The following is a 21,918-nucleotide window of genomic DNA, read 5'->3' as shown; positions in this document are numbered from 1 at the left end:
TCTCTTCTCCCTGATATCAATTCCATGAATAAGATTGCATCCCTGGTACTGCTGCTTGGCCTGACCCTGGCCGGCTGCGGTGCCGACAAGAAAGAAAGCGCGGACGCGGAAACTACCGCGCCCGAAGGCAAAGAAGCCGGCGGTGAAGCGGCAGGCGAAGAAGCCTCCGACGTGGTGACCCTCTCCCCGGCCGAGCAGCAGGCCGCCGGTCTGAAAACCGCCCGCCTGGCCGACCGGCCGATGGGCGCGGGCCTGGCCGTGACGGGCACGCTGGACGTGCCGCCGGAAAGCGCCGTCAATATCACGGCCCCGCTGGGGGGCTTCGTGGAGAACACCGAGCTGCTGCAGGGGGCCCGCGTGCGCAAGGGCGAAGTGCTGGCCACTATCCGCAACCCGGAGTTCGTGACGCTGCAGCAGGACTACCTCGAAACCCGCGCCCGCCTGGAATACGCCCGCACCGAGCTGGCCCGCCAGAAGGAGCTGTATGAGCAGGAGGTTGCGCCCCAGAAAAACTACCAGCGCGCCCAGGCCGACTACCGGGCCCTGCAGGTGCAAACCAACGCCCAAGCTGCCCGGCTGCGGCTGGCGGGCTTGCCCGTAGGTGGGCGAATCGTCACCACGGCCAGCCTCCGCGCCCCGCGGGCCGGCTTCGTGCGGGCCGTGAACGTGACGGTGGGCCAGGCCGTGACGGCCACCGACGCGCTGTTTGAAATCGTGGACCCCGAGCACCTGCACGTCGAGCTGACCGTGTTTGAGCGCGACGTGGCCCGCGTGCAGAAGGGCCAGCTGATTCGCTTCACCCTGGCCAGCGACTCCACCGGCTCCCGCCGGGAGCGCACGGCCCGGGTGTACCTCGTCGGCAAAGCCATTGGCGAAGACCGCACCGTGCGCGTGCACGGCCACCTCGACCAGGAAAACGACCCCGCGCTGCTGCCTGGCCTCTACGTGCGGGCCATGATTGAAACCGGCCGCACCCAGGCCCCCACGCTACCTGACGCGGCCCTGGTGCGCTTCGAGGGCAAGAACTTCGCCTTTGCCGTGGATTCGCCCGGCCGCTATCGGATGGTACCCGTCACGCTGGGCCGCAGCGAGGATGGCTTCACGGAAATCACCCTGCCCAAGGAAGTAGCCGCTACCAGCACCTTCGTCACGGAGGGAGCGTATTCGCTGCTGGCCAAGATGAAAAACGCCGAGGAGGAAGAATAGCCCCCGGCCGGCAAACGCCGTTCACAGCCCGTTACTCCAACCGATGAGCTACCTACAGCCCTTGTTCCTCTTCTTTCTCGCCGGCCTCTGTGAAATCGGGGGCGGCTACCTGATGTGGCAATGGCTCAAGGCTGACCGCCCGGCCTGGATGGGGCTGTTGGGGGCCGTGCTGCTGGTCGTGTACGGGTGGGTGGCCACCTGGCAGTCCACTTCCTTCGGCAAAACCTACGCCGTGTACGGCGGCGTTTTCGTCGTCATGTCCATTGCCTGGGCCTGGTACTTCGATGGCTTCCGGCCCGACCGGTACGATGTGCTGGGCGGGACCGTCGTGCTGCTGGGCCTGGCCGTTATCCTGTTCTGGCCCCGTTCGTAACTCGTATGCTGGAACTCCTCACCGGTGCTTTGGTGCTCAGCTTGCTGCACGCCGCCATTCCCAACCACTGGGCCCCGGTGCTGGCCGTGGCGCGGGCCGAAGGCTGGCCCCTGCGGCGGGCGGTGGGCGTGACGCTGGTAGCCGGGCTCGCCCACGTCCTGAGCACGGTGGGCATCGGGCTGGTCCTGGGCTTGCTGGGCTGGCGGCTTTCGGCCCGCTTCGCGCAGTTTGCCGGCTGGGTGGCCCCGTTGCTGCTTATCGTCATCGGGCTGCTCTACGCTTTTTCCGGCCCCGGCCACACCCACCCCGACCCCCGGCCACTCCGCCAACGCCCGCCGCGCCGCCGCGTGGTGCTGGGGCTGGCGGCCACCATGTTTCTGGCTCCCTGTCTGGAAATCCAGACGTTTTTTCTGGCCGCCGGCACCCACGGCCCGGCCGCGCTGGCCCTGCTCATGAGCGTGTACCTGCTGGCCTCCGTATCGGCCATGTGCGTGCTGGTGGCGCTGGCCCACCGCAGTCTGCGGCGCCTGAACCTCGACGGGCTGGCCCGGCACGAGCGCCAGCTGACCGGCGCAGTGCTCGTGCTGGTGGGCGTGGCCGGCTTTTTCGTGGACTGGTAGCCCCGGCTGGCCGTCCCTGCATTACTTACCCTGACATTCCCTTTTCCTATGCCCGACCCTACTTCCCCCAATACCAACGAAGAGCTGAACACGGCCAAGCAGGCCAAGCTCGAAAACGTGGGCGCGCTCAGCCGCGACCAGCTCACGCCCGAAGCCGCTGCCGCGCCCGAAGGCCACGACGTGCCCGGCCATGACCACGCCGGCCACGACCATCCCGCCGGCAAGCGCGTGGTGGACCTGGCGGGCAAGGCCGCCGACGAGCACGCCGGCCACGACCACGCCGGCGGCGACGACCACGACCACGGCCCCGTGGGCGCGAACCCTTACCTCTGGCCTGGCGTGGCCCTGGTCTTGCTGCTGGGCGGCATCGCGCTGGATTACTATAAAGTGGGCTTTTTCACCGGCTACGTACGCCTGGCCTGGTACGGCGTGGCCTTCCTGCTGGTCGGGTGGAAAGTCATTCGCTCGGCTGTGCTCAGCATTCCCAGCGGCAACATCTTCAACGAGTTTCTGCTCATGAGCATCGCCACGCTCGGGGCCTTTGCCATCGGCGAGTACCCGGAAGGCGTGGCCGTGATGCTGTTCTACACCGTGGGCGAGCTGTTTCAGGACGCGGCCGTGAACCGGGCCAAGCGCAGCATCCGGGCCCTGCTCGAAATTCAGGCGACCGAAGTCACCGTGCTGCGGGACGGCCAGTCGCTGGTGCTCGACCCCAAAGCCGTGCAGCTGGGCGACGTGATTGAGGTGCGGCCGGGCGAGAAAGTGGCCCTCGACGGCACGCTGGCGAAAGGTCCGGCTTCGTTCAACACGGCCGCCCTCACCGGCGAGTCGGCTCCGCAGACCAAGCAGACGGGCGAGGTGGTGCTGGCCGGCATGATAAACCAGGAAAGCCTGGTGCAGGTGCTGGTCACGGCCACCTACCAGGATACCAAGCTGGCCAAGATTCTGGCCATGGTGCAGGACGCGGTGGGCCGCAAGGCCAAAACCCAGCAGTTCATCACCAAGTTCGCCAAGGTCTACACGCCCATCGTGGTGCTGCTGGCCGTGCTGCTGGTGCTGGTTCCTTACTTCGTGGTCGATGACTACGTGCTGCGCACCTGGCTCTACCGGGCCTTGGTGTTCCTGGTGATTTCCTGCCCCTGCGCCTTGGTCATCAGCATTCCGCTGGGCTACTTCGGGGGCATCGGCGCGGCCTCGAAAGCGGGTATCCTCTTTAAGGGCTCGAACTTCCTGGACGTGATGCGCGAGCTGGATACGGTCGTTATGGACAAGACCGGTACGCTTACCCAGGGGGTGTTTGCCGTGCAGCAGGTGCAGCCCGCCGCCGGCATGGACGCGGCCCAGATGCTGCGCCTGGTGGGGGCGCTGGAAGTTAAATCCACCCATCCCATTGCCAAAGCCGTGGTGCTGCACGTCGGCGCGGCGGCGGCGGGCGTGCCCGTGGAAAACGTGGAGGAAATCAGCGGCCACGGCCTGCGGGGCCGGGTGGAGGGCCGCGACGTGCTGGCCGGCAACACCAAGCTGCTCACCAAATTCAACGTAGCCTACCCGGCCGAAGTAGACCAGGTGTTTGACAGCATTGTGGTGGCCGCCATTGATGGCCAGTACGCCGGCTACCTCACCGTGGCCGATGCGCCCAAGGCGGACGCTTTGCAAACCGTGCAGGAGCTGCGGGCCGACGGTATCACTAAAATCGTGATGCTCTCCGGCGACAAGGACAGCATCACCCAGCGCGTGGCCAAGGAGTTGGGCATTGACGAGGCCCACGGCGGGCTACTGCCCGAAGACAAGGCCCGCTACGTGCAGGAGTACAAGGACGCGGGCCGCAAGCTGGCCTTCGTGGGCGACGGCGTGAACGACGCGCCCGTGGTGGCCCTGGCCGACGTGGGCATTGCCATGGGTGGACTGGGCTCGGACGCCACCATTGAAACCGCCGATGTGGTGATTCAGACCGACCACCCCAGTAAGATTGCCACCGCCCGGCGCATTGCCCGCGCCACCCATTCGGTGGTGTGGCAGAATATCTGGCTGGCCTTTATCGTGAAGGGCATCGTGCTCGTGCTCGGGGCCGGCGGCCTGGCTACGATGTGGGAAGCCGTGTTTGCCGACGTGGGCGTGGCCCTGCTGGCTATCCTCAACGCGGTGCGCATTCAGCGCATGGACTACGCCACGCCGGGCACGGGCGGCCCGGCGCCGGCTGGCCCTACCGTTTCACCCGCACAAGCAACCCAGTCATGAGCGGTTCCCACGGCATGAGCGGCAGCGCCGCCTCGCGCAACAAGCGCGCCCTGACCATCGTCTTTTTCACGACGCTGGCCTACCTGGTGGCGGAAGTCATCGGCGGCTGGTGGACCGGCAGCCTGGCCTTGCTGGCCGACGCGGGCCATATGCTCACCGACGTGGCCGGGGTGGGCCTGGCCCTGCTGGCCATTCGTTTCGGCGAGAAGCCGGCCACGCCCGAGCGCACCTACGGCTACTACCGCTTCGAGATTCTGGCTGCCCTCACCAACGCGGTGGTGCTGATTCTGATTTCGCTCTACATCCTCTACGAGGCCTATTTCCGCTTCCTGAACCCACCCAAGGTGGAAAGCACCACCATGATGTGGGTGGCCGGCGTGGGCATGCTGGTCAACCTCTACGGCGTGTACCTGCTGCGCAAAAGCTCGGGCGAGAGCCTAAATATGAAGGGCGCCTACTTCGAGGTGCTCAGCGACCTGCTTACGTCCGTGGGCGTGATAATCGCGGGCGCTATCATGCTCACCACGAAGTGGTACTACGCCGACCCGCTGCTCTCAGCCGGCATCGGCCTGTTCATTCTGCCCCGCACCTGGGCCCTGCTCAAAGAGTCGGTGGCCGTGCTGCTGGAAGGCACCCCGGCCGATGTGAATCTGGAAGCCCTGCGCCAGGGCCTGCTGGCCGAGCCGGGCGTGGCGGCCGTGCACGACCTGCACGCCTGGGTGCTCACCTCCGGGGTCAACGCCCTGAGCGTCCATGTCGTGCTGGCCGAAGGTGCCCAGCACGACGACGTGCTGGCCCGCGCCCATGCCTACGTAACGGGCAAGCACGCCGTACAGCACGCCACCATCCAGGTGGAGCGCGGCGACTTCGCCCGGCACGAAACGCACCTGTAAGTACTTTCTGGCTACTTTTTCACCTTAACCTGCTCCGGCTCATGTCTGCTTCTTCCTACGACGTTCTCATCATCGGCTCCGGCCCCGGCGGCTACATCGCGGCCGTGCGCTGCGGCCAGCTGGGCCTGAAAACGGCCATCATCGAAAAATATCCCACCCTGGGCGGCACCTGCCTCAACGTGGGCTGCATCCCCAGCAAGGCGGTACTCGAATCCACCGAACTCTACCACAAAGCCACGGCGCAGTTTGCCGAGCACGGCATTGCCGCCGACAACCTGCGCGCCGACCTGCCGCGCATGATGGAGCGCAAGGATAAGGTGGTAAGCAAGGTGTGCGACGGGGTAGTGTACCTGATGAAGAAAAACAAGGTGGACATCCTCCACGGCGTGGCCTCGTTCGTGGATGCCACCACCGTGCGCGTCGTGCCAACGGACGGGGGCAGTGGGGAAGAGCAGCGGCTCACGGCTAAGAACATCATCATCGCCACCGGCTCCAAGCCCAGCACCTTGCCTTTCATCACCCTAGATAAGGAGCGCGTCATCACCAGCACGGAGGCCCTGGCGCTACGCGAGCTGCCCAAGCACCTGATTATCGTGGGCGGCGGCGTTATCGGCCTGGAGTTGGGGTCGGTGTACGCCCGGCTGGGTAGCAAAGTATCGGTCGTGGAATATACCGACGCCATTATTCCGAGCATGGACCGCACCCTGGGCAAGGAGCTGCTGCGCTCCCTCAAAAAGCAGGGCCTGGAATTTTACCTCTCCCACAAGGTCACGGCCGTAACACGGGAAGGGGAGACGGTGAAGCTGACGGCCACTCCGGCGGCCGGCGGGGCCGACCTGCAGCTGGAAGGCGACTACTGTCTGGTATCGGTGGGCCGCCGGCCCTACACCGACGGCCTGAACCTGGCCGCGGCCGGGGTGGAGGTAGACGAGAAAGGCCGGGTGAAAGTCAACGACGAGCTGCAAACCAACGTGCCCGGCATCTGGGCGCTGGGCGACGTGGTGCGCGGGGCCATGCTGGCGCACAAGGCCTCTGATGAGGGCGTGTTCGTGGCCGAGCGGATTGCGGGCCAGAAGCCGCACGTCAACTACCTGCTCATTCCCAACGTGGTGTACACCTGGCCCGAAGTGGCCGGCGTGGGCTACACCGAAGAGCAGTTGAAGGAGCAGGGCCTGGCCTATAAGTCGGGCTCGTTTCCGTTCAGCGCCTCCGGCCGGGCCCTGGCCGGGGCCGATACCGAAGGGCTGGTAAAAGTGCTCACCGCCGCCGACACCGATGAAATCCTGGGCGTCCACATGATAGGAGCGCGCATTGCCGACATCGTAGCCGAAGCGGTGGCCGTGATGAGCTTTCGCGGGGCGGCCGAAGACGTAGCCCTGATGTCGCACGCCCACCCTACCTACGCCGAAGCCTTTAAGGAAGCCTGCCTCAACGCCTCGGGCCTGGGGGCCCTGAATATGTAACCCTGCTACTGATGCTCCATATCCTGCGTTGCTCGCTCTTGGTTGCCGCTCACGGCCGTTGCTTCCGTTTCGGCGGGGCGCGGCTACTGGCGGCCCTGCTCATGGCCCTGGCCGTGAGCGGCTGTACTTCCGAGCCCGACGATTCGGCGACGCACGAAGCCGAAATCCATGGCACGGCCAAGCCCGCTCCGGCTTCAGCCACGGCGGCTGCCCCCCTGAATCTGGCCGACTCCCTGCAGTTCATGGTACGCGAGTTGGATGCGGTGCGCCGACTTGGCTGCTGGGACGAGGACTTTGCCGCCCTCATGGCCGTGCACCACGCCGGGGCCCAGCGCCTGGCAGCCGTGCAACTCTCGCGGGGCAAAGACTCGACCTTGCGCGCAATGGCTCAGCAGGTGCTCAAAAGCCACGAAAAGGATACCCATGTACTCGCTCTGGCTTTGAAGCGCGAACCGCCCGCCGGGCAGGAGTACCGACCGGGCAACCGCAAAGACCCCTTCGTGCGGCGCATCACGGCGGCACTGGCTCCCCTGCGTCAGCTGCCGGTGCTAGCCGGCAGCCCGGATGCCGACTTTGCCACGCTTATGGCGCTGCACCACCGCAGCGGCGTGGCCCTGGCCCAGGCGGAGCTGGCGTTTGGCCGCAACGCCGAGCTGCGGGAGGCCGCCCGGCGCATCGTACGCGACCAACAGCCGGAAATCAAGCAGTTTCAGCGCTGGCTGCAAACGCATCCCACCCTTACTCCCTAAGTTTCATTCGCTATGCACACCGCAAAAATTGACCTCACGCTGACCCCCACCGGCCGGCATTTGGCCTTTTCCAAAGAAATGCTGGAAGTGGCCCACGTTTTCCGCCGCGTGGGCGGAGAGGCCGGGCCTTGGCAGCGGGTGGCCGTCAACGCCCGTTCGCCCTACCACGACCAGGATGCATTCGCCCCCGGTACCCAACTGGAATACTACGTGCAGCACGAAAGCCAGCAGGGGGAGCAGGAAGCCCGCAGCCACATAGTTGGCACGACAGTCCAGTAAATTCTGAACCAGCAGCCAGGCAGCCGCTGTTACAGGCGCATGTGTGAACACCACAAACCCGTCCATAAGCTGCAACGCTTCTTCCTGTATGTACTCGCTGGAATGCTGGTCATCAGCACGCAGTTGTAGCCTCTGCCGGCGTTGCGTTAATTGGGCGGGCACCACCTGGCTGAGCCACCGACCCTATGCTCAACTTCCGTCTCCCTTCCCACCTACGCCCGTACTACCGCGCTGAGCTGCAGGCTGCCCGCGCCGCTGCTGGCCGCCACAACATGGCTGCGGCCTTCGCCCACCTCGAACGCGCCCACGTTCTGGGCCAGCGCTGGGCGCTGCCGCACACCCACACGCACCTGCTGATGCTGCGCCACGGCCTGCGCACCCGCGACGGGCGCGAAATCCTGGGCCAGCTCGTGCGCCTCATCGGCGGCTTTCCGCTCTCGCTTTTCGGCCGCATCCCCACCGGCAACACCGGTGGGGCTAATGTGCCGGCGGAGCAGTCCATGCCCATCCCAGCTGATTTACAGGCCATTCTCGCCCGGAGCGCTATTTCCTGACCTTCACGCCAAATAGGCGCTACCTAAGTATTGAGGGTGTTGTTAAACAAATAGGGTAAAACCTCCGAGTCCATGGCTAAAAGGGGTTCTTCTTCCCAAAGGGCGGATTTACACGCTAAGCACTTTTTAGCTTCTGGGCGTAATTGTAGACGGTGCCATAGGCCAGGTCTAACTGCTTGATGACTTGATTCATAGATAAGCCATTGCGCAGAAGCTGCGCAATGGCCTCCTGCTTAGACTGGGCCAGTGGCGGCCGGGCCACATGCTTGCCCTGGGCTTTGGCCCGGGCCATGCCGGCGCGCACGCGCTGGCTGATGAGCGTGCTCTCAAACAGGGCCAGCGAAGCCATGACGTGGAACACCAACTCGCCCGTGGGCGTGGTGGTGTCGATATTTTCCTGGTAGGAGACGAAGTCCACCCCTAGGCTCTGGAATTCCTTCGGCGCGTTGACCAGCGCCTGGGTCGAGCGGGCAAAGCGGTCGTAGCGCCGGACCAGCACCGCGTCGAGCTACCGGTTCTTGGCCGCCGCCATCATCCGTTTGTACTGAGTTCATTCCTCGCTGGTACCCGAGGCCTAGTCCACGTATTCATCGACAACGGCAAAGCCGCGGCGCTGGGCGTACTCGCGCAGGGGGCGCAGCTGCGTCTCCGGGGCCTGCCCTTTGTCGAGGGTGGAGACGCGGGCATAGAGCGCCACGCGGGTGGGCTGGTCGGTCGGGTTGGCGGGCATCGGAGGTTATCAAAAAGGAGTTCCTTGTTGATAGGCAGCACGCACCCGCTCTACAGCGTAGAATCAGTCTTTCTCAGGCAGTACTATAACCCTCTTTGATAACCGGGCTTAGCGTGTAAATCCGCCCTTTTGGCAAAAGAACCCCTTACAGAATTCTCAAGGCAGCTCAGCAACTACGTAGAATAGTTCCTGAGCCTAGATGAACGGCCTGCTCATGTTCTTTTCTAGCCTGGCTCGAAGCCTCAAGCCCTTCACGTTTTGCATCGTGCCGAGTTCTGCAACAGCCACTGCACCATTCGGGGCCAGTTAAACCATGATACACGAGCTCACATACTGGTTTGAAGCGGCCATGGTCTTTTTGTCCAGCCACTAGTTGCGTCCGTCCATGTTAATCCTTTCAGAGAGGCAGCACCTTTGTTATATCAATTTACCTAACCCCCACTTCCATGAAGAATGTAGGATTGCTGGTCCGGCTCGAAGCGAAGCCCGGTAAAGAGCAGGCAGTACTCGATTTTTTGACGGGCGCTCTGCCCCTGGCTCAGCAAGAGCCGGCTACCATAACCTGGTATGCTATTCAGCTGGCGCCGGCCACCTTCGGTATCTTTGATACCTTTCCGGATGAAGCAGGCCGGCAGGCGCATCTGAACGGCCCTATTGCCGCTGCGTTGATGGCCCATGCGGCCGACTTGCTGGCCGTGCCGCCTGTCATTGAACAAGTAGCTATCTTGGCTGCCAAATAATTACCAGCCCCTAAAGCGACCTATGCCTGGGCATAGGTCGCTTTAGGGGCTGGCGGGCAGTTAGTCCAGTTGGCTAGCTGCTATTCTTCTCACGCGATGGCGATTGACTGTCTCCTGCTAACTCATCCGCACACGGGTGAATTAGCGTTTCGAAGCTACTCCTTTAGCGACGACACCCCGTTTAATTACTTACAACGCAATAATTATTACTCCCTCATTCTGCTTACGCAGGGCAGCGGCGAGATACGCGCCAACTTTGCCACCTACCTGTTTGCTGGCAGTACGCTGTGTTGTTTTGGCCCTTACCAACCTTACACTATCCAAGCCAGCACCGCTGTAGCGGGCCTGGTCCTGGATTTTCATGCCGACTTTTTCTGCATCTACCGGCATCAGCAGGAGGTAGCTAGCAATGGCATCTTGTTCAACACAATTTTTGAGCCGCCCTTCTTCCCGGTTACAACAGAGGCGGTGCGTGAATTTGCCGCCCTGGCAGCTGTGATGCAAGAGGAAGTACGGCGTCAAGAGGTAGCACAACAAGAGTCCATCGTATTATATCTGAAGCTCTTTTTGCTGAAAGCTATCCGTATTCGTACTGCACAGCCCGCGTTAGGCACCGAGCAGAACCCGTCTGGCCGGGAGCCCTGGCTCCTGCAGCAACTTCAAGATGCCATTAATACGCACTACCGCCACCTGCACACGGCCGGGGAGTATGCCGACCTGTTACGAGTTCCCGCCCGAAGCCTAACGCGCCTAGTCAAGTCCCATTATCAGAAGACGCTCAGCCAACTCATCACGGAGCGAATCATTATGGAGGCCAAGCGCGAACTGTACCTAACCAGTCAATCCGTCAAGGCTATCGCCTTCGCGCTGGGCTTCGGGGATGAATACTATTTCAGCCGCTTCTTCAAGAAAAATACGGCCGTATCGCCGCAGTTTTTTCGTGAATCAGTTGGGTTCGCAAAAGCAGAAGAAAGCTAGCGCTGTTGAGCTGCTAGCGTTTGGCTGGAGAAATCGTTTTTCTCAACCAGACCGCAGGCTTTCTTCTATAGGCTGCTGGCTCCCAAAGAGACCCCATACGGCGCATAGTATATAAAAAAATTATAATTATATAGGTAATTTAGGTGGTGTTAAACAAATAGGGTAAAACCTCCGAGTCGTCCGGTTAGGGGGCGGCATTTCGGCTCGGTTACCGCTGCAGTTTGGCTAGGTAGTTTTTCAGGGAGAGGTACTTGCCGTACTTCAGGTGCACCTCGACGATGGTGGTGAGCGGTACGCCCAGCGCGTGCAGGTGCAGAATCCGCTCGCGGTCGGCGTCGTACATGGAGGGCTGCACCACACCCTTGGGCTTGCCCAGCACGATGCCCTGCTCGCGCCGCGCCCGCAAGCCTTCCTTCGTGCGATCGGAAACGAAGTCCCGCTCCAGCTCGGCCAGCATGGCGAAAATGGTGAGCAGGATTTTGTGGGTCATGTCGCGGTGATTCTGCGGGTCCAGGTCCAGGCCCTGCTTGACCAGAATCAGCCGGCACCGCTTCTGGTGAATCAACTCTTCAATCAGGCCCAGCACTTGGGGTAGCACAAGAGTAGGAACAGAAACTATCGCTAGGCCCATTCACCAAGCGATGCTTCCCAGGGTGTGAGGGTGCGCAAGGGACGCAGTTGCCCAGCCGCAACAGATTCGGGCAGCGTAAAATCGTAGCGGCCCAGCATATTCACGTGTTCATGCAGCAAGGGCGAGAGGCGGGCCACATCCTCCGGGTTTACGTGCTCCTCCGTTTCCTGCCACCGCTCTAATGCTTGTTGCAAATAGCGCGTATTCCACAGCACCAGGGCGTTTACGACCAGGCCCAGCGCCCCGAGTTGGTCCTCCATTCCCTCGCGATAGCGCTGGCGCAGCTCGCCTTTCTTGCCGTGAAAAACGGCGCGGGCCAGCGCGTGGCGGCCCTCGCCGCGGTTGAGCTGCACCAGGATGCGCCGCCGGTAGGCCTCGTCGTGGACGTAGGCTAACAGGTAGCGCGTTTTTTCCACCCGGCCCAGTTCGGCCACCGCCCGGCCCAGGCCCGAGAGCGACCCCGCCCGCTGCAAGGTGCGCATTACCGCCGTGGCTTTCACCCGGCCCAATTTAAGAGAGCCGGCCAGCCGCAACATATCCTCCCAATGGTCATAGATGAGCCGGGCGTTGACGACGTGCCGGCTTACTTCGTTGAGGGAACCATAATCGTCGTCCTTGCTGAGGCGCCAGAACCGTTGGTCGGAGAGGTCCGCTAAGCGGGGGCTGAAACGGTAGCCTAATAAGGCGAACAGGCCAAAGACTACCTCGCTGGAGCCGTGGGTATCAGCCATGATTTCACGTGGGTCTAGGTTGGTTTGCTGTTCCAGCAGCCCGGCCAGGATGAACAGGGAGTCGCGCAGCGTACCGGGAATGACGATGCCGTGGAAGCCGGTGAACTGGTCGCCGGTGAAGTTGTAGTAGGTCACCCCGCGCTGGGAGCCGTAGTATTTGCGGTTCCACCCGGCATGCAGCGTGCGCACGGGCACGACGAAGCGCATCCCGTCGGCCGAGGCGACTTCTCCGCCACCCCAGGCCTGGGCCAGGGGTAATTGCGCCTGGCCGTCCACCAACCGGGCGTTGGCAGCGGTAAGCGTTTCCACGCGCACGTAGTTTTGCTGCACCCAGGACAAGCGGGGCAAGGTGAGGGCCGGTACCTCGGCCCGCGCCACGGCCTTGAGGCCAATGTTACACGCCTGGGCCAGCAGCACCGCGCAGATGCTCAGTGGTAAATCGGCCGCTTTGCTTTGGCCGTCGGCCACGTGGGTGAAAGCGTCGGCAAATCCCGTAAACGCATTCACCTCCAGCAGCAGCGCCGCCAGTTCCACGTGGGGCAACTGCTGGGTAAGCTGCGTCCGCAGTTGCAGCAAGCTTGCGGGTTCTTCCTGGGCGGGTAACGGGCTTACCCGCACGTAGGGCAAGCCGTCGTGCTGCAACACGTGCAGCGCCGTATTGTGGGGCAGGGCCTCGCGAACGTCCGCATAGGCCGACCGCAGCTGCGCTTGGAGCCGCGCCAGTTCCAGGGCCGGGTCGAGCGAACGGCCCAGCGCCCGCGCCACCGATTCACGCGCCGCGTCCCAGTCCTCGCCGCGTAGCATTTCCGCGCGCGGGTCGCCGTAGCGCTCACTCGTCGTCACAAACACTTCTCGACGGCGCAACGCCTGGTGTAGGCGGTCCAGCACGCAGAGCGTGTACGCGGCGGGGTTCACCTCGTCTCGACTGGCAAACACCTGCCGCGCCCAGCTTTTGGGCACAAAGGTGCGGGGCGCAGTCCCCCATTTGGGCCGGCACCGCCCACCTGCTTCCTGGGCTCGTAAAAAGTACCAGGCATCGAGCAGGGGTTTGGCCGAGGGGGAACCTTCCAACGCAATTCCGTTCAGCAGGGCCGGCAGAAACCGGCGTACGGTCGCGTAGCTACCACTCAGGGCTTGGAACCGGGGGTCGTCGGCGGGACTGGCCAGCGCCTGCACCGCGTCGGTTGCTTCTCGCAAGGAGGCTTCGCCAATGCGGCTCAGCACCTGTGCCCGAATCTGGGCTTCGGGCACGGATTCGTCCAACATCATGCGCACGGCCTGTTGCAAGACCAGCGCGGCGTGGTCCAAATCCTTCAGGGAGCGCAGCCGCTGGCGGCGGCGCTTGGTTTCGCCCCGTAGGGCGAGCGCTGTCAGCAGCCCGTCGAAGAGGTCGAGCACATCGTCGGTGGCCGTGCGTTCAAGGGCCTGGGCGAAGGCTAGCAGGGTGGCCAGGCGGCGTTCTTCTCCCATCCGCGCCAACGTCTGCCCCCAGGCCACTTGGGCGTGGCGGGCCAGCCGCACCACTCGGGCTTCGGGCAGGTCGTGCAGTGAAATGCCCCCTACGCCGAGGGCGCGCACGTGCTCCAGCCGTCCCAACGCGGCCACCAGAGCGGGACTGGAAACGCGGGTCGGCGCGGTGCGCAACGTTTCCAGTCGGGTGAGTCGCTGGCCAGGCGCTACCAGCAACAGCGATTCCAAGGCCTCTTGCTGTACCGGGTTCAACCGGTTGCGGAGTTGGTGGTACAGGTGACGGCCCGTACGCTCGCGGACCCGCGCAATCAGGCGGGCCAGCACCGTCACGCCGGGCAGCACGACGCGCTGGGCCACCAAGTGCGCGGTCGCCAAATCAAAGAGCACACTGGGCCGCACGGTGCTGGTGAGGACCTGCGCGTAGAGCCAGCGCGTGAGGCGGAATGCTTGCCGGCCCCCATAGGCCGCAAAGCCCAGGTACGCCACAATGCGGGCCTGGTGGTCCGAGAGCGTATTTGGGCGGGTATACCGCGCAGGCCACGCGTCAGTGCCTACCTGAAGCTGCTGCGCCAAGGTGGCCACCACGACGGCCGGCACCTGGGTAGGGATGGGCAGAAACGTGCCTAAAAACCGGAGTGTACACAACTGCACAGCACACCCGAGTTGGGTGTACGCCCGGCGGTAGTCGGCCAGAAACTGTAGGTCCTGCGGACTCAGGTAAAAGAAACGGGGCAGTTGTTCCGGGCTAAGGTCCGTCTGGTAGCGCCCATAGCGGGCCGCCTGCTCGTCGCTCAGAAATTCTACCGGCATTGTCCTGTAGTCGCGTGTCCCCGCTGGCGGCGGCCCTATTCGGGCCAGCCGCTCGCTTCCCGCTCGGTCTGGTAACCTGACCGAATCCAGGGTGAAATAAGCGGCCGGCCCTTTTCATTGTTCGCCCCAGACCGACAGGTGTCAGGAGGCAACCGGCACCGGGCCTGCCCGTTAGCTGATGGTGCGGTCGCTGGTGGTGTAGTTGAGCATCCAGCCGGGGTATTCAGCCGGCAGTTGGCTGACCTCTTCGAGATGGCGCAACTCCTCCGGCGTGAACGTCACGTCCACGGCGGCCAGGTTGGCGTCGAGCTGCTCGGGCTTGGTAGCCCCCATGATGACGCTGCTTACTACCGGCTGGTGCAGCAGCCAGGCCAAGGCGAGTTGGGCCACAGTGGCACCTTTGGTTTCGGCCAGCGGGTGTAGCACGTCGAGGACATTGAAGGCCCGGTTGCGGTCGACGAGGGGAAAGTCGAGCCGGTCGCGGCGGCCGCCTTCCTGGTTTTGGCCATCGCGGGTGTACTTGCCTGAGAGCAGGCCGCCGGCCAGCGGGCTCCATACCAGCAGGCCCACCTTTTGGTCAAGTAGCAGCGGCACCATTTCGCGCTCCAGGTCCCGGCCGGCGATGGTATAGTAGGCCTGCAGCGAGGCGAAACGCTCCAGCTGGCGGCTATCGGCCGTGGCCAGGGCCTTCATCAGCTGCCAGGCGGCCAGGTTGCTGGCCCCAATGTAGCGCACCTTGCCCTGGCGCACGAGGTCATCGAGCGCCCGCAAGGTTTCGTCCAGCGGCGTGAGCGGGTCGTAGGCGTGCAGCTGGTAGAGGTCGAGGTAGTCGGTATGCAGGCGCTTGAGGCTGGCTTCGGCCTGCTGCATGATGTGCTTGCGCGTGAGGCCTACCTCGTTGGGGCCCTCGCCCATTTTGCCCCGCACCTTGGTGGCCAGCACCAACGAGTCGCGGTCCAGGCCCAGGTTGCGGATGGCCTGGCCGGTAATTTCCTCCGACAAGCCCTCGGAGTACACGTTGGCCGTGTCGATAAAGTTGACCCCAGCGGCCACGGCCCGGCGCAGCAACTCATCGGCGGCCGTCTGGTCGAGGGCCCCGGTGACGGCCGAGCGGCCTTTGCCCCCAAAGGTCATGGTGCCCAGGCACAGGGCCGACACCTTCAAGCCGGTCTGGCCCAGCAAGCGATACTGCATACGACGTAGCGCCGGGGAAATGTAGCACCCGGCCGTGCAAAGGTCCGGCGCACCCGCAGGGGCTACATAACCGATTTGCACCCAAGGGCTACGAAATTCAAACCACCAGGGCCTGGGGCTGACGGACTTGCTGCGGGGTGAGGCCGGTGTGGTGCTTGAAGAAATTGTGAAAGTGAGTGGGGTACGCAAAGCCGAGCGCTTCGGCAATATCGGTCAAGGACCACGGCGTGTGCTGCAGCAGGCGCCGCGCTTCCGCCAGCCGCCACTCGGCCAGGTGGGCGGTAGTGGTTTTGCCCGTCACGGCCCGCACGGCCCGGTTGAGGTAGTTGACGTGTACGCCCAGCAGCGGGGCAAAATCCTGGGGGGCGCGCAGCCGCAGCGGCTGGTCGGGCCGGGTTACCGGAAACTGCCGGGCCAGCAGCTCCAGAAACAGGGCGGCGAGCCGGTCGGCGGCGGTAGGGTGCACGAAGTTGGGCGCGGGCGCCCGCAGGCGCTGGAGCTGGTGCAACAGCAGGTGTAGGTAGTGGCGCACGACGGTGGCCTGGTGCGGGTAATCGGTCCCCAACTCCGTGAGCAGCTGGCTAAACAACGATTCAAATGCCGGCAGCTGCCCGGGCTCCAGTACATAGACCGGGTCGCGCCCCAGGGCCAGCAGTGGGCTTAGGGCCTGGTCGGCCGTCGCCCCGCCGTGCAGAAACTCAGGCGTGAACAGGCAAAACAACCCGCTTTGCTCGTCCGATAGGGTTTCCCAGGCGTGCGGCACCAGCGGATGCGAGAGCACTACGGCCGGCCCGGCAATGGCCCAGCCCCGCGTAGCCTGGTGCAGCTGGCTGGTGCCCCGCGTCAACAAGGAGAGCTTGTAGAAGTCGCGCCGCTGGTAGGGCAGGGATACCTGCCCGAAGTCAGCGCGAGAATAGGCCGCAAACTGGCCCGCCTGCAGCCCGCCCACCGACGGCACCTTTCCTAAGTAGCGGTGCTCAAACTCGGGCAGGGAAATAGCGGCAGCCGGTGGTGGGGAGCAAGTCTTCATCACGAGGCGCGTATCAGGTCGTTTGGTGCGCCGCCTGCATGCCCGTCGGTACGCCCAGCTGCCCCAGGTAGCGGTAAATGGTGGCCCGACCGACCCCGAGCAACTGGGCGATTTCCGCGACAGTTTTGTCCTGCTGCAGGTACAGCGTTTTGGCCGCCTGGGCTTTGGACAGGGCTTCTTTGGAGAGGCCTTTGGGCCGCCCGCCCTGCCGGCCCCGGGCCCTTGCCGCAGTCAACCCCGCTTTGGTGCGCTCGCGGATAAGGTCGCGCTCAAACTCAGCCAGCGAGGCAAACAGGTTGAACATGAGCCGGCCTTGGGCGGTGGTCGTGTCCAAATGGTCCTGCAGGCTGACGAAGTGAATCCCTGCGTCCTGAAAGCCCGTCACCAACGTGACTAGGTCTTTGAGTGAGCGGCCTAAGCGGTCGAGTTTCCAGACGACGAGCGTATCGCCGGGCCGCAGCCGCGTCAGCAGGTGCTGCAGGGCCGGGCGCTCTTTCACGGAGGACACTTTTTCCTGGGCCACCTCCACGCAGCCGTAGGCTTGCAAGGCATCAGTCTGCAGATGCAGGTGCTGGTCGGAGGTACTCACGCGGGCATAGCCGAAAATCATCGCCATTTTTCTCAAGAAGTCAACGAGGGCGAAGATAGCGAGTCGTTGATTACTGAGAACAGCAAATGAGACAATCTGTGGTAGCTTTTCAGGGCGCTAAGCAGCCGAGGCAGGTGGGCCGCTAAAACGGCCGTTTCGCGAGACAGCTCCCTGCACAAATTTTCCCTACCGATATTTTCTGTTCCTACTCTTGTGCTACCCCTACAAGATGCAGCAGGGCCCACCGCATGCCCTTGCGCCTGTACCTCCGCCCGCAGCCGGCGGGTGCCGTAGCGTTGGTTGTGGTGCGCAAATGCCTCGCGCACGGCCAGTTGCCAGGCCGGCTCGACCACCGGCTGCTGCCGGCGGCGCTGCCACGCATAGTAGGCGGCCGGGGCCACGCGCAGCACCTGGCAAAGCTGGCGCACGGGTACGTGGGCCCGGCGTTGGGCGATGTGCTGGTAGGTGCTCACCGGGTCGGCTGGCCGAAGATGACCAAGGCTTTTTTTAAAATGTCGAGCTCCTGCTCGGCCCGTTTCAGTCGGGCCCGCAGGGCGCGCACTTCCGGGTCGCGCGCCACTTCCTCACTGCCCACTTCGGCCACGAGCTGCGCCTGCTGCCAGCGGTAGAGCAGCTTGGGGCTGATGCCCAACTGCCGCGCCGCCGCTTGGGTGCTGCGGCTCTCGCTGGCCAGGCGCAGGGCCTCGGTCTTAAACGCCTCGTCGTATTTACGCCGTTTGTCGGGCGACGCCCCGTTCTTTTTGGCTGTCATCACAGAAGAAATATACGTCCTTCTTCTGTCCGTCTTGCCTAGACCACCTCAGTTACAACTGGTCTGAAAAAATGTTGGTCCAGTCTTCCAAGAACTCAACCACGTTCTCGTATACCAATACCTCACCTGTTTTCTCAATTTGCTGGTATCCGATACGGGCCACATTGTTTAAGTCTTCAGCGCCTACAATTACCTGAAGCTTGGAACTGTTAGGCACAGTTCTTATCGCCAGATAGCGCATTTTGGTGCGTGGAAGTTCTGTGTAGTGCTTAGGTGCGCCTCTTGAGGTACCGTATACAATTAAGTCAGCCATGTTGGGTAAAGTTGGACAAAAGTAGCAAGCTCTATTAGCAAGCAGCAAAGCAATAGCTTTACATGAATAAGGGAGATAAAAGGGGAAAAGTCAACGAGAAGTAACTAGCAGCAGCCGCAGGCGCCCTTGCCCTGCTCCTGAATAGGCGGGCAGGGTACGGTGCCGTACGAGCAGTACACGCAGCAGTCGCCGGCCAGGGGCTTGAGCACCGTGTGGCAGCTGGTGCACTCGTAAAACCACTGGCAGGCATCGGTCGGCATCTGCTCGGCCTGCGCGTGCTGGCAGACTGGGCAGGTAAGCACCGAGGTCAGCGTTACTGGCGGGGTGGGGGTATCTGGTGTGAGGGAAATCATAGCAGGGCAATTAGCGGGTAGCAGAAGGGTTCAGCACCGAGTAGCCGGTGCCGTTGATGGCGGCCTCTACCTGGGCCACGGGCGTGACGGCGGCATTGAAACGGACCTGGGCCGTGCCCTGCTCGTAGGACACCTGCACGCTTTGCACCCCCGGCAGCTGCTGCACGTCGTGCTCGACGTGGCGGGCGCAGGCCTCGCAGGTCATGCCGCCGATGCGGTAGGAGCTGGTTTGCAGCACCGGGGCCGCGCTGGTGGCTACCACGGGCTGGGGAGCCGCCGACGGGTAGAACCGCGCTCCGTAGTAGGGAAAGGCCAGCAGCAGCGCGGCCAGCACGGTGACCGTGGCCAGAAAGCCCCGCGACTGCATCAGCGAGGGCTTGGCCGGCACGGGGCAGCCGCAGTCGTCGGCTGCCGCGGGCGCGGGTCGCAGTTGCTGATACCAGGCGAACCCCAGCACGCCCACGGTCAGGGCTACCAGATAGGGACGCAACGGTTCCAGCCAGGCAAACGTGCTGGCCACGCCCCCCAGCCCGCCGACAATGGCCAGCAAGGGGGTGATGCAGCACAGGGAAGCGGCCAGGGCGGCCAGCAGGCCCGTGCCGGCCAGGGACTTGGTTGGGGTAGCGGGCGTGGTATTCATCGGGCGGGCGTGAGGAAAGCAGAGGTGGATGCCGGGGTCAGCAGCGGCTGCAGTACGGACAAATGCGCCGCCGACAGCGAGTAAAATACCGTTTGTCCGACTTTGCGGGCCTGTATTACCCCGCCGTCCTTGAGCTTGCGCAGGTGCTGGGAGATGGCCGACACGTTCATCTGCAGCACATCGGCCAGGTCGCACACGCACAGCTGCTGCTTGTCCAGTAGCAGAAACAGCATTTTCAGGCGCACCTCGTTGCCAGCCAGTGCCAACACGGCCGCCAGTGACTGCAGCTCCGGCTCGGCGGCGGCCAAGCGGTGCCTGCTCTGTTCAATGTGGGCCGTATCAGCGAAAACCCGGATGCAAGAGGAAGAAGACATACCTTAAATTTTTTCAAAGGTAATGTTTTCTTATTTAAGCAAACGCTAAAATACACTTCCACCACCAGGCCCTCAATGAGTACTTGCCTGTCCCTGTATTGACCGGTTCAGGTCATTGAAATATTGACCAAATAGGAACCGGGACAATAACCCACCATGTACCGGGACTCTGCTGGAGATGGGATTAACACTACCCGATTACCATCCGAAAAAGCAAGGGTGTTAAGGGTGTAGTGGGACTGCTAATTAGGCGTTTCAAGTAGCATCCAGGTACGGCGAGTACCACAGGCAGTGCACGCCATCAACAGCTCCGTGGCGTGCGCATAGCGCTCCAGCACCTCCTCGTGGGCGTGTAGCGTTTCCTGCCGGCAGGTGGCACAGGGCAGCAACTCCGTCGCCTCCAGCTGTTCCTGCAGGAACTCTAATTCATCGTCCTTCATCGGTGGCAAGGTAGCAATTAGCAGTAGTCAGTTGAAGCCTCACTCATTCTTCACCTGGTTTTCCCGGGCGGCTAAGGCCGCTTTGGCCTGGGTTAAGTTGAAAAGGTAATGCCGGGCCAGCGCGGGATTTTCGCGGTGGGCCCAGGCCCTGGCCCGACGCGCTTCCTCAATTGGCCCTTCGGGCAGGCGCGGGGGCACTGGCGCGGGCCAGTGGCAAGCGCCCTGCCGAAAGAATTCTTCGATTGCTGCCAGCAGCGTGAGCGTACGCTCCGCGTTCCGGGGCCACTGGTCCAGCAATTGCTCCAGCTCCCAGCTGGCCGCTTCGTACTCGGCTTCTATGTATAAATTCATGGGTCTGGTTTAAAGTTACGTGCGCAGATGCCGGGTGCTTACCGTTCTACGCCTTCCTTCTCCTGGGCCGGCTTCGATGGCGCGAGGTTGCGCTGCGCTTCCTGCAAGCTGCGCCCAGCCCCCCGCAGGGCGGCGGCATCGTCGGCCAATGCCGGTATCTTCTCAGCCCTGGACAAGGCCTCCGTGACTGCCTGCAGGTTGGCGCCGCCCAGGTAAGCAGATTTCTCCACGGCTTTTGCTGCCCGCGATAAGGAATCCGCCGGGCCCGGGTAGCCCTGCTCCTTTAAACCTTCGACCAGCTGCTTAGCCGCCTGCACAAACGCAGTTGTTGCGGAAGGGTGGGACTGGGGAGGCGTTACTGCCGGCACTACATCCACGGCTCGTGCTTGTGCGGGTGGTTGCAAAACGGCCAGTGCGGCCCCAAACCGGGCGGCCTCTTGCTGAGAAACAGGGTCCTGGAAGCGTTTGTCCTGCACCACCTCCTGCACCAGCTGTCTGAGGCCCGCACCATGCTTTGGCAGGCCCTGCTGAGGGTTGCGGTCGATGTCGAGTACTTGCGCAAGCAGCGCGTCCGCTCGTTGCGTGCGCCGGTAGTCCACACCGGCTACCAATTGCTGCATGGCCGGGGCTGCCGCAACCAGGTCTCGTAGCTGCTCTATCTGCCGCACGGTGGGCGTGGGTCCATCCGTCAGGGGACGCGCCTGGCTGGGGTGCCGGGCTGCTTCGGCTGCTGCTCCGGGCAGGGCCGTGGTGTTGCGGGCAAATAAGTCCCGCAGGGCCTGCAGGTCCCGCTTTTTGTGCGGCGCGCCGTGCAGGCTCACGATGCCCTGGTCGCGGGCGGGATTGAGCTTTTCGTGCTCCCGTCCAAAGTCCATCCGGTAGCCGGCCTGTTGGGCCAGCTCGCTGAACGCGGCCTGCAGGGTGCGACCGTTGCCTTCCCGGAAAGCGTGCACGTGGTTGTAGTGGTCGAAGTAGTAGGCCGCCCGCTCGGCAAAGGCTTCGGGCGTAGGCAGGCCCTTGAGGTTATTCTCAAGCTTGAGCTGCTCGCCCAGCGCGTTCAGGCGCTCGTCAATGCGCTCGTAGGGCGCGAAGTGCATGGGCCGCTCGATACCGGGCAGGTCAGCGGCTTTGACGCCCTGGAAACTGGCTTCGCGGCGGGTCTGGCCGGCCCACTCAAATGCGTCCTGAAACAGGTACCGGTGCGTAGCCCGCAGCCGCTCAGCGTCGAAGCGCTCACCCTGCGGGCCGCGGCCCGCCGCCAGTTCCGTGAGGCGGCGCAGGGACAGGCGCTTGGTTTCCCGGTCCAGCTCCTCGGCATCGGTAAGGCCGAGCTGGTTGTAGAAAACGCCGGTTTCGGGGTTGGTGAAGCGGTCGGTCATGGGCCTAGCGTACCCGGC

General features: G+C 63.4%; 24 protein-coding genes and 1 pseudogene. 11 read left to right on the top strand and 14 right to left on the bottom strand.

The window, feature by feature from the left end:
* The first annotated feature begins 24 nt into the window (after positions 1 to 24).
* The 9 genes from IC231_RS19350 to IC231_RS19310 all read left to right on the top strand — a co-directional run bounded on the left by IC231_RS19350 (position 25) and on the right by IC231_RS19310 (position 8,375).
* Positions 25 to 1,206 carry an efflux RND transporter periplasmic adaptor subunit gene (locus IC231_RS19350; RefSeq protein WP_190786126.1) on the top strand — a complete coding sequence of 394 codons (1,182 nt, stop codon included), beginning with the start codon at positions 25 to 27 and terminating at the stop codon, positions 1,204 to 1,206.
* A gap of 43 nt (positions 1,207 to 1,249) precedes the next feature.
* Positions 1,250 to 1,579, top strand: coding sequence for a YnfA family protein (locus tag IC231_RS19345; RefSeq protein ID WP_190786125.1), 330 nt, complete (start codon positions 1,250 to 1,252; stop codon positions 1,577 to 1,579).
* A gap of 5 nt (positions 1,580 to 1,584) precedes the next feature.
* Complete coding sequence (locus IC231_RS19340) at positions 1,585 to 2,199, top strand: hypothetical protein (protein WP_190786124.1); 615 nt, start codon at positions 1,585 to 1,587, stop codon at positions 2,197 to 2,199.
* Between the two features lie 48 nt (positions 2,200 to 2,247).
* Positions 2,248 to 4,437, top strand: a complete 2,190-nt coding sequence (locus IC231_RS19335; RefSeq protein WP_190786123.1) for a heavy metal translocating P-type ATPase — start codon at positions 2,248 to 2,250, stop codon at positions 4,435 to 4,437.
* Positions 4,434 to 5,330, top strand: coding sequence for a cation diffusion facilitator family transporter (locus IC231_RS19330; protein ID WP_073112513.1), 897 nt, complete (start codon positions 4,434 to 4,436; stop codon positions 5,328 to 5,330). The genes IC231_RS19335 and IC231_RS19330 overlap by 4 nt, the downstream gene beginning before the upstream one ends.
* A 41-nt stretch (positions 5,331 to 5,371) precedes the next feature.
* Entirely contained in the window at positions 5,372 to 6,793 is a 1,422-nt protein-coding gene (gene lpdA / locus IC231_RS19325; RefSeq protein ID WP_092743609.1) for a dihydrolipoyl dehydrogenase, read from the top strand.
* A gap of 11 nt (positions 6,794 to 6,804) precedes the next feature.
* A complete protein-coding gene (locus IC231_RS19320; RefSeq protein ID WP_190786122.1) occupies positions 6,805 to 7,542 on the top strand; it encodes a DUF305 domain-containing protein in 738 nt (245 codons plus the stop codon).
* Positions 7,543 to 7,554: 12 nt separating this feature from the next.
* Positions 7,555 to 7,821 (top strand): hypothetical protein, encoded by a 267-nt coding sequence (locus IC231_RS19315; protein ID WP_073112507.1) that lies wholly within the window; start codon positions 7,555 to 7,557, stop codon positions 7,819 to 7,821.
* A gap of 185 nt (positions 7,822 to 8,006) precedes the next feature.
* Entirely contained in the window at positions 8,007 to 8,375 is a 369-nt protein-coding gene (locus IC231_RS19310) for a DUF3703 domain-containing protein (RefSeq protein ID WP_190786121.1), read from the top strand.
* 115 nt (positions 8,376 to 8,490) lie between these two features.
* On the opposite strand, the pseudogene IC231_RS19305 reads toward IC231_RS19310, so the two are convergent.
* Positions 8,491 to 9,105 (bottom strand): annotated as a pseudogene (locus IC231_RS19305) (recombinase family protein).
* A 446-nt stretch (positions 9,106 to 9,551) separates the two neighbouring features.
* Between IC231_RS19305 and IC231_RS19300 the strand changes: the two are divergent.
* Together IC231_RS19300 and IC231_RS19295 are read left to right on the top strand one after the other, a co-directional pair.
* Positions 9,552 to 9,845 carry a putative quinol monooxygenase gene (locus IC231_RS19300; protein ID WP_019949546.1) on the top strand — a complete coding sequence of 98 codons (294 nt, stop codon included), beginning with the start codon at positions 9,552 to 9,554 and terminating at the stop codon, positions 9,843 to 9,845.
* Between the two features lie 96 nt (positions 9,846 to 9,941).
* Complete coding sequence (locus IC231_RS19295; RefSeq protein WP_140467141.1) at positions 9,942 to 10,823, top strand: helix-turn-helix domain-containing protein; 882 nt, start codon at positions 9,942 to 9,944, stop codon at positions 10,821 to 10,823.
* A 208-nt stretch (positions 10,824 to 11,031) separates the two neighbouring features.
* On the opposite strand, the gene IC231_RS19290 is transcribed toward IC231_RS19295, so the two are convergent.
* The 13 genes from IC231_RS19290 to IC231_RS19230 all read right to left on the bottom strand — a co-directional run.
* Positions 11,032 to 11,421 (bottom strand): recombinase family protein, encoded by a 390-nt coding sequence (locus IC231_RS19290; RefSeq protein ID WP_211539200.1) that lies wholly within the window; start codon positions 11,419 to 11,421, stop codon positions 11,032 to 11,034.
* Positions 11,422 to 11,444: 23 nt separating this feature from the next.
* A complete protein-coding gene (locus tag IC231_RS19285) occupies positions 11,445 to 14,465 on the bottom strand; it encodes a Tn3 family transposase (RefSeq protein WP_190786120.1) in 3,021 nt (1,006 codons plus the stop codon).
* 171 nt (positions 14,466 to 14,636) lie between these two features.
* The gene (locus IC231_RS19280) at positions 14,637 to 15,659 is read right to left on the bottom strand and encodes an aldo/keto reductase (RefSeq protein ID WP_089334396.1); all 1,023 of its coding nucleotides are present in this window, start codon (positions 15,657 to 15,659) and stop codon (positions 14,637 to 14,639) included.
* A gap of 97 nt (positions 15,660 to 15,756) precedes the next feature.
* Positions 15,757 to 16,689 (bottom strand): helix-turn-helix domain-containing protein, encoded by a 933-nt coding sequence (locus IC231_RS19275; protein WP_223831500.1) that lies wholly within the window; start codon positions 16,687 to 16,689, stop codon positions 15,757 to 15,759.
* A 13-nt stretch (positions 16,690 to 16,702) separates the two neighbouring features.
* On the bottom strand, positions 16,703 to 17,305 hold the full coding sequence (locus IC231_RS19270; RefSeq protein WP_394368209.1) for a recombinase family protein: 603 nt from the start codon (positions 17,303 to 17,305) through the stop codon (positions 16,703 to 16,705).
* A gap of 442 nt (positions 17,306 to 17,747) precedes the next feature.
* Positions 17,748 to 18,050 (bottom strand): transposase, encoded by a 303-nt coding sequence (locus tag IC231_RS19265; protein ID WP_223831499.1) that lies wholly within the window; start codon positions 18,048 to 18,050, stop codon positions 17,748 to 17,750.
* Positions 18,051 to 18,102: 52 nt separating this feature from the next.
* Positions 18,103 to 18,363 (bottom strand): hypothetical protein, encoded by a 261-nt coding sequence (locus IC231_RS19260; RefSeq protein ID WP_190786117.1) that lies wholly within the window; start codon positions 18,361 to 18,363, stop codon positions 18,103 to 18,105.
* Between the two features lie 104 nt (positions 18,364 to 18,467).
* Positions 18,468 to 18,716: a GDCCVxC domain-containing (seleno)protein gene (locus tag IC231_RS19255; protein WP_190786116.1), complete on the bottom strand. Its 249-nt coding sequence runs from the start codon at positions 18,714 to 18,716 to the stop codon at positions 18,468 to 18,470.
* Positions 18,717 to 18,726: 10 nt separating this feature from the next.
* Positions 18,727 to 19,356 carry a mercuric transport protein MerTP gene (merTP, locus tag IC231_RS19250; protein ID WP_190786115.1) on the bottom strand — a complete coding sequence of 210 codons (630 nt, stop codon included), beginning with the start codon at positions 19,354 to 19,356 and terminating at the stop codon, positions 18,727 to 18,729.
* Positions 19,353 to 19,730, bottom strand: a complete 378-nt coding sequence (locus IC231_RS19245) for an ArsR/SmtB family transcription factor (RefSeq protein ID WP_190786114.1) — start codon at positions 19,728 to 19,730, stop codon at positions 19,353 to 19,355. Before IC231_RS19245 ends, merTP begins: the two co-directional genes overlap by 4 nt.
* A gap of 242 nt (positions 19,731 to 19,972) precedes the next feature.
* On the bottom strand, positions 19,973 to 20,170 hold the full coding sequence (locus tag IC231_RS19240) for a hypothetical protein (protein WP_190786113.1): 198 nt from the start codon (positions 20,168 to 20,170) through the stop codon (positions 19,973 to 19,975).
* A gap of 39 nt (positions 20,171 to 20,209) precedes the next feature.
* Positions 20,210 to 20,521 (bottom strand): hypothetical protein, encoded by a 312-nt coding sequence (locus IC231_RS19235; RefSeq protein ID WP_190786112.1) that lies wholly within the window; start codon positions 20,519 to 20,521, stop codon positions 20,210 to 20,212.
* A 38-nt stretch (positions 20,522 to 20,559) separates the two neighbouring features.
* Positions 20,560 to 21,918 (bottom strand): Fic/DOC family protein (locus tag IC231_RS19230; RefSeq protein ID WP_211539199.1); only part of this gene is annotated, 1,359 nt, incomplete at its 5' end.

The sequence above is a fragment of the Hymenobacter duratus genome, assembly GCF_014698995.1.
GTDB lineage: Bacteria > Bacteroidota > Bacteroidia > Cytophagales > Hymenobacteraceae > Hymenobacter > Hymenobacter duratus.
Note: the sequence above shows the minus strand (reverse complement) of the source record. Positions and strands in the feature narration are given on the sequence as shown.

What these genes read in the sequence shown, in the direction of transcription:
- IC231_RS19350 (WP_190786126.1), top strand. Translation starts at nt 25, where the DNA reads ATGAATAAGATTGCATCCCTGGTACTGCTGCTTGGCCTGACCCTGGCC.
- IC231_RS19345 (WP_190786125.1), top strand. Translation starts at nt 1,250, where the DNA reads ATGAGCTACCTACAGCCCTTGTTCCTCTTCTTTCTCGCCGGCCTCTGT.
- IC231_RS19340 (WP_190786124.1), top strand. Translation starts at nt 1,585, where the DNA reads ATGCTGGAACTCCTCACCGGTGCTTTGGTGCTCAGCTTGCTGCACGCC.
- IC231_RS19335 (WP_190786123.1), top strand. Translation starts at nt 2,248, where the DNA reads ATGCCCGACCCTACTTCCCCCAATACCAACGAAGAGCTGAACACGGCC.
- IC231_RS19330 (WP_073112513.1), top strand. Translation starts at nt 4,434, where the DNA reads ATGAGCGGTTCCCACGGCATGAGCGGCAGCGCCGCCTCGCGCAACAAG.
- lpdA (WP_092743609.1), top strand. Translation starts at nt 5,372, where the DNA reads ATGTCTGCTTCTTCCTACGACGTTCTCATCATCGGCTCCGGCCCCGGC.
- IC231_RS19320 (WP_190786122.1), top strand. Translation starts at nt 6,805, where the DNA reads ATGCTCCATATCCTGCGTTGCTCGCTCTTGGTTGCCGCTCACGGCCGT.
- IC231_RS19315 (WP_073112507.1), top strand. Translation starts at nt 7,555, where the DNA reads ATGCACACCGCAAAAATTGACCTCACGCTGACCCCCACCGGCCGGCAT.
- IC231_RS19310 (WP_190786121.1), top strand. Translation starts at nt 8,007, where the DNA reads ATGCTCAACTTCCGTCTCCCTTCCCACCTACGCCCGTACTACCGCGCT.
- IC231_RS19300 (WP_019949546.1), top strand. Translation starts at nt 9,552, where the DNA reads ATGAAGAATGTAGGATTGCTGGTCCGGCTCGAAGCGAAGCCCGGTAAA.
- IC231_RS19295 (WP_140467141.1), top strand. Translation starts at nt 9,942, where the DNA reads ATGGCGATTGACTGTCTCCTGCTAACTCATCCGCACACGGGTGAATTA.
- IC231_RS19285 (WP_190786120.1), bottom strand. Translation starts at nt 14,465, where the DNA reads ATGCCGGTAGAATTTCTGAGCGACGAGCAGGCGGCCCGCTATGGGCGC.
- IC231_RS19280 (WP_089334396.1), bottom strand. Translation starts at nt 15,659, where the DNA reads ATGCAGTATCGCTTGCTGGGCCAGACCGGCTTGAAGGTGTCGGCCCTG.
- IC231_RS19275 (WP_223831500.1), bottom strand. Translation starts at nt 16,689, where the DNA reads ATGAAGACTTGCTCCCCACCACCGGCTGCCGCTATTTCCCTGCCCGAG.
- IC231_RS19270 (WP_394368209.1), bottom strand. Translation starts at nt 17,305, where the DNA reads ATGGCGATGATTTTCGGCTATGCCCGCGTGAGTACCTCCGACCAGCAC.
- IC231_RS19265 (WP_223831499.1), bottom strand. Translation starts at nt 18,050, where the DNA reads ATGACAGCCAAAAAGAACGGGGCGTCGCCCGACAAACGGCGTAAATAC.
- IC231_RS19260 (WP_190786117.1), bottom strand. Translation starts at nt 18,363, where the DNA reads ATGGCTGACTTAATTGTATACGGTACCTCAAGAGGCGCACCTAAGCAC.
- IC231_RS19255 (WP_190786116.1), bottom strand. Translation starts at nt 18,716, where the DNA reads ATGATTTCCCTCACACCAGATACCCCCACCCCGCCAGTAACGCTGACC.
- merTP (WP_190786115.1), bottom strand. Translation starts at nt 19,356, where the DNA reads ATGAATACCACGCCCGCTACCCCAACCAAGTCCCTGGCCGGCACGGGC.
- IC231_RS19245 (WP_190786114.1), bottom strand. Translation starts at nt 19,730, where the DNA reads ATGTCTTCTTCCTCTTGCATCCGGGTTTTCGCTGATACGGCCCACATT.
- IC231_RS19240 (WP_190786113.1), bottom strand. Translation starts at nt 20,170, where the DNA reads ATGAAGGACGATGAATTAGAGTTCCTGCAGGAACAGCTGGAGGCGACG.
- IC231_RS19235 (WP_190786112.1), bottom strand. Translation starts at nt 20,521, where the DNA reads ATGAATTTATACATAGAAGCCGAGTACGAAGCGGCCAGCTGGGAGCTG.